The following is a 3,010-nucleotide window of genomic DNA, read 5'->3' as shown; positions in this document are numbered from 1 at the left end:
GTTTTAATTCGGTGTGCCCTCCCTCCGGGCCCTTCGGGGGCCTTGGGGGGGGCCCCCCCCGGGGGGGGGCGCCCCCCCGCTTCGCGATGATCGCGAGTCAGCGTGGAGCTGACGTCAGCCGATGATCTGGATGTTCTCGGCCTGCGGGCCCTTCTGGCCCTGGGTGACGTCGAACTCGACCTTCTGGCCCTCGAACAGCTCACGGAAGCCCTGAGCCTGGATGTTCGAGTAGTGGGCGAACACGTCGGCGCCGCCGCCATCCTGCTCGATGAAGCCGAAGCCCTTTTCGCTGTTGAACCACTTCACGGTGCCGGTAGCCATAACCGTCTCCTCTAACTGGGGCATCAGGGACCCACACCTCGTGGATCCCCAAGTAGCCGCGATCCCCATCCGGAGACTGAAACACCGGACAAAACAAATGCGCCTGTCGGTTGGAACCAGCAGGCGCACACCACGTTCATGGGAACCAAAACTGCAACTGCATCGACTGTAGCACGGTGGAACCGGGCGTGACCGGGGATTTTCCGCCTCGGAGATCACGTTTGGCGGCTCCGGCAAAGGGGCAGCGGCGCCCCGCCGAAGCGGGACGCCGCCTGTCCTCGCGGACCCGGTCGGACCAGGGCCGACCGGTCGGGTCAGCGCCGGCCGGCCGGCTCCGGCATGCCGTGCGCGCCGGGCAGCGGGGCCGGGCCCTCGCCGTGGCCGTGACCGTGGCCGGGGTCGGCGCCGTGGCCGGGCCACCACGCCTTGTTGCCGATCAGCGCGGTGAGCGCCGGGGTGAAGAACATCGCCATCACGAAGGCGGCCAGGATGATGCCGAAGGCCATCGCGAAGCCGAACTCCAGCATGAAGATGTTGCCCGCGAGCATGAAGGTCGCGAAGGACGCCGCCAGGATGAAGCCGGCCGCCGCGACGGTCGGGCCGCCGTGGCGCAGCGCCTCGCGCGCGGCCTCACGCGGGTTGCGGCCCTCGCGGGCCTCCTCGCGGAGGCGGGCGATGATCAGGATGTTGTAGTCGGTGCCGATCGCCACCACGAAGAGGTAGATGAGGATCGGCAGCATGAACATCAGGCCGGCCTCGCCGCCGAGGTTCTGGAAGAGCAGCGTGGTGGCGCCGAGGGTGGCGGTGAAGCCCAGGCCGACCGAGGCCATCAGGTACCAGGGGGCGACGACGCTGCGCAGTTGCAGGCCGAGGATGAGCAGGATCAGCAGACCCGCGATCGGGAAGACCAGCTTGTAGTCGTGGGTCATCGCGAGGTTGATGTCCTTGTAGATGGCGGTCAGGCCGCCGACCTTCGCCTCGGTGCCGGCCGGTACCTGGCCGTGCGCGGCCTCCCGGAGCCGGGTGAGGGTCGCGATCGCCTCGTTGCTGTCCGGCTTGTCCTTCAGCATGACGGTGAAGTCGGCCGTCACGCCGTCCGCGCTGAGCTGGGGCTTCGGCGCGGCCTGGGCCACTCCGGAGACCTCGCCGAGCTTGGCGGCGTAGGAGTCGAACGCGCCCGGGTCGAGCTTGGCGCCGCTGGTGCTGGTGAGGAAGACGTGGGTCGGGTCGGCCGCACCGGCGGAGAAGCCGTTGATCATCTTGTCCTGAACGACCATCGACTCCTTCTCCTTCGGCATGGAACTGCCCGCGAGGTCGAAGGTGCCGTTGTAGCCCAGGGCGCCGACGGACAGCGCCAGCAGGACGCCGCCGGAGGCGAGCGCGACCACCGCCGGGCGCTTCTGCATCATCCGGCCGAGCGCGGCGAAGCGAGCGTCGTTCGGCTCCCGCATCCACTTCTTGCCCGGCCAGAACACGGCACGGGCCGGGATGACCGCGAGCAGGGCCGGGGCCAGGGTGAGCGAGGCGAAGGCGGTGACCACGACGGCGATGGCCAGGGCGGGGCCGAGGGCCTTGAACATGCCCAGGCTGGAGAGGATCAGCACGGCGAAGGCGACGGTGACCGCGCCGGCGGCGGAGGCGATCGCCTCGCCGACCCGCCCGACCGCGTTGGCCACGGCCTCCTTGCGGTCGTCACCGGCCCGCAGCCGCTCGCGGTAGCGGAACGCCAGGAAGAGGAAGTAGTCGGTGCCGACGCCGAGCACGACGACGATCAGGATCGCCGAGAGTATCGGGGTGGTTTCGAGGCCGAAGGCCTTGGTGGCGTAGTTGATCAGGCCGTTGGAGGTCGGCATGGCGACCACGAGCGAGACCAGGAGCGGCAGCAGGCCGGCCAGGATGCTGCGGAAGATGATCCCGACGATGATCGCGACCAGGACGATCGTCGCCAGTCCGATGAGGGCGTCGGCCGAGCCGGAGGCGTCCTGCTGGTCCAGCGACTGGGCGGCGGCGCCACCGAGCTGGAACTTGACGTCGGTCCCCGCGCTGAGTGCCTTGCCCTCCTCACGGAGGTGCTTGGCGACGTCGCCGAACGCCTTGGGGTCCTGCTGCTTGGTCTTGTCGATGGCTATCGGCGCGAGCGCGTACTTGCCGTCCTTGGACGTGGTCTGCTCGCCGACCGGGATGATCTTCTCGACCGCCTCGATCTTCTTGTCCGTGAGGCCCTGGACGATCTTGGCCATCGCGGCCTTGTCGCCCTCGTTCAGCGCACCGCCGTCGTTGCGCTCGAAGAGTGCCAGCGCGGACGGCGTGAAGCTGGCCGGGAACGCCTGTTCCTGGAGCGCGGCGGCCTGGATCGACTCGTAGTGCTTGGGGAGGAACGACGCCTCGTCCGTCTGTGCGGTGATCTTCGGCGCCGTCGCGACGATGGCGACCATCGCGACGACCCATGCGGCGATCACCCACCACGCACGGCGAACGACGAATTGTCCTAGTCGGTGGAACATGCTCGTGATGCCTCCTGGGCATGGTTCACCGCAGCCCTTGGGGGACGGGACGCTGGGCGACGGCAGGACCGGCTCGGGGAATGCCCGGCGGGCACTCCCTTGCCGGTCGGCAGGTAAGTGGATCTGGGGCATCATCCTACGAGCACTTGCTTGCCGCCCGGCAAGGAGCCCCCGTGTGCTTCAAC

General features: G+C 68.8%; 2 protein-coding genes. Both read right to left on the bottom strand.

The window, feature by feature from the left end:
* Positions 1 to 114: 114 nt before the first annotated feature.
* Complete coding sequence (locus ACIQOV_RS35075; protein WP_030060364.1) at positions 115 to 321, bottom strand: cold-shock protein; 207 nt, start codon at positions 319 to 321, stop codon at positions 115 to 117.
* A 314-nt stretch (positions 322 to 635) separates the two neighbouring features.
* Positions 636 to 2,825 (bottom strand): MMPL family transporter, encoded by a 2,190-nt coding sequence (locus ACIQOV_RS35070; RefSeq protein WP_401054892.1) that lies wholly within the window; start codon positions 2,823 to 2,825, stop codon positions 636 to 638.
* Positions 2,826 to 3,010: the final 185 nt, after the last annotated feature.

It is taken from the genome of Kitasatospora sp. NPDC091257, assembly GCF_044757675.1.
Taxonomy (GTDB): Bacteria; Actinomycetota; Actinomycetes; order Streptomycetales; family Streptomycetaceae; genus Kitasatospora; species Kitasatospora lactacystinica.
This window is presented reverse-complemented; position numbering and strand designations above follow the sequence as displayed.